Consider the following 2,143-nt stretch of genomic DNA (forward strand, 5'->3'; position numbering starts at 1 on the left):
GGGCCCGCGGAACGCCGCGGTCGGCCCGGACGTCGGGCGGGGTGCGGACGGCGCAGCTGTGACGGACGGTGCGGGCGGGGTGCTCGCGCGGCTCGTGGCAGAGGGGCAGACGCTGGCGGTCGCCGAGTCGCTCACCGGAGGGCTGGTCGCCGCGGAGCTGACCGGCGTTCCCGGCGCTTCCCGGGCGTTCCGCGGATCGGTCACCGCGTACGCCACCGATCTCAAGCAGGGACTGCTGGGTGTCGACGCCGCGCTGCTGGCCGAGCGGGGCGCGGTGGACACCGAGGTGGCCCGGGGCATGGCCGCCGGGGTGCGGGTGCTGCTGGGAGCCGACTGGGGCGTCGCCACCACCGGCGTGGCCGGCCCCGAGCCGCAGGACGGGCAGCCGGTGGGGACCGTGCACGTCGCCGTGGCGGGCCCGGACGGCACCACCACCGCCCGCCGGCTGTCGCTCGAAGGTGATCGCGCAAAGATCCGGAATGAAAGCGTCCGAGCCGTTCTCCAGTTGCTGTACAGAGAACTGGTCGAGAATGGGTAGGGACAGGACACGGAACACGGTGGGGAGAACGCATGTTTGCAGCCCTGAGTGAACACGACATCGCTCCCCGCACGGCCGGGGTTGTAGGCGGTACGGTGGGGCATGAAGGATCCAGGTCCGCGGTCCGAGGAGGGAGCCACCGATGATTCTGCTCCGTCGCCTGCTGGGTGACGTGCTGCGTCGGCAGCGCCAGCGTCAGGGCCGCACCCTGCGCGAAGTCTCCGCATCCGCGCGCGTCTCACTCGGCTACCTGTCAGAGGTCGAGCGAGGGCAGAAGGAGGCTTCCTCCGAGCTCCTGTCCTCGATCTGTGACGCGCTGGAGGTTCGTATGTCCGAGCTGATGCGCGAGGTCAGCGATGAGCTGGCCCTGGCCGAACTGGCGCAGTCCGCCGCAAGCGACGCCGTACCCGCGCCGATGCGGCCGATGCTCAATCCGGTCTCCGTGACGTCCGTCACAGGCCGTCCGGAAGAGCGGGTGACGATCAAGCGGCCCGCCGAGGCCGTCGACGTCGTCGCAGCCTGACGCACGCCTGACGCGGCGCTGTACCCGACCGGGAACCGGTCAGGTGCGGCGCCGCTCTGTGTTGTCGCGCCCAGCACCGCCCGCGGGAGGCCCCTACGTGGGCTCGGGTGACTCCCGCACTGCCTCGGGCCCGGCCGGGGCGGGCTGGCAGTGAGGGCACCAGTACACCGGGCGCCGGGCCGTCGCCGGGCCCAACTCCGCCGACCGCACCGCCGTGCCGCACCGCAGGCACGGCCGGCGCCCCCGCCCGTACACCCACAGCATCCGGTCGCGGCGCAACTCACCCGTGGTGCTGCGCTGCGCGCGGTCCCGGTTGACCAGCAGCAGCCGGTGGGCGAGGGCGAGCAACCGCTGCGGATCGCGCACGTCCCCGACCGGGAGCCAGGGCACGATCCGGGTCAGGAAGCACAGCTCCGAGCGGTACACGTTGCCCACGCCGGCCAGGTTGCGCTGATCCAGCAGGGCCTCGCCCACCGGCCTCGCCGGATCGGCCAGCAGCCGGCGGCGCGCCTCGTCCGCGTCCCAGTCGGGGCCCAGCAGGTCCGGGCCCAGATGGCCGACGGCGGCGCCCTCCTCGGCCGTCCGCAGCAACTCCAGCACCGGCAACCGGAAACCGACCGCGAAGCGCTCCGCCGTCGTCAGCAGGGCACGGATCTCGTGCGCCGGACCACCCCGGGGACGCTCACCGGCGGTCTGCACCCGCCACGCGCCGTCCATCCGCAGATGCGAGTGCAGCGTCAGACCGCCCTCGAACCGGGTCAGCAGGTGCTTGCCGCGCGACACCGTGCCCAGAACCTCGCGGCCACTGAGATCAACCGTCGCCAGTTTCGGCACCCGCAGATCGCAGCCGGTGAGCCGGGCACCGGACAGTGCCTCGTGCAGGCGCCTCGCGGTGCGCCAGACCGTGTCTCCCTCAGGCATGTACTCAGGGTCTCAGCCGCAGGCCGCGCGGCGTCGCGTGAAACCCCGCCGCCTCCAGGCCGCTGCCCACCGCCGACCCCAGAGCGGCCGTGCCGTTGGCCCGCTCGACCGTCAGCGTTCCCAGCGTCCCGGCCTTCGCGGCCCGCGCCAGGGCCGCCACC

3 protein-coding genes are annotated in these 2,143 nt (G+C 73.4%); 2 read left to right on the forward strand and 1 reads right to left on the reverse strand.

What is annotated here, in order from left to right:
* Positions 1 to 58: 58 nt before the first annotated feature.
* Together ACYVE9_RS24105 and ACYVE9_RS24110 are read left to right on the forward strand one after the other, a co-directional pair.
* Positions 59 to 538: a CinA family protein gene (locus tag ACYVE9_RS24105; protein ID WP_461030003.1), complete on the forward strand. Its 480-nt coding sequence runs from the start codon at positions 59 to 61 to the stop codon at positions 536 to 538.
* A gap of 142 nt (positions 539 to 680) precedes the next feature.
* Positions 681 to 1,061 (forward strand): helix-turn-helix domain-containing protein, encoded by a 381-nt coding sequence (locus tag ACYVE9_RS24110; RefSeq protein ID WP_461030001.1) that lies wholly within the window; start codon positions 681 to 683, stop codon positions 1,059 to 1,061.
* A gap of 93 nt (positions 1,062 to 1,154) precedes the next feature.
* On the opposite strand, the gene ACYVE9_RS24115 is transcribed toward ACYVE9_RS24110, so the two are convergent.
* The gene (locus ACYVE9_RS24115) at positions 1,155 to 1,982 is read right to left on the reverse strand and encodes an Fpg/Nei family DNA glycosylase (protein WP_461030002.1); all 828 of its coding nucleotides are present in this window, start codon (positions 1,980 to 1,982) and stop codon (positions 1,155 to 1,157) included.
* Between the last annotated feature and the right edge of the window lie 161 nt (positions 1,983 to 2,143).

This window comes from Streptomyces sparsus (genome assembly GCF_054776295.1).

Excerpts from the sequence above, each read along its gene's own strand:
- ACYVE9_RS24110 (WP_461030001.1), top strand. The coding sequence starts at position 681 with ATGATTCTGCTCCGTCGCCTGCTGGGTGACGTGCTGCGTCGGCAGCGC.
- ACYVE9_RS24115 (WP_461030002.1), bottom strand. The coding sequence starts at position 1,982 with ATGCCTGAGGGAGACACGGTCTGGCGCACCGCGAGGCGCCTGCACGAG.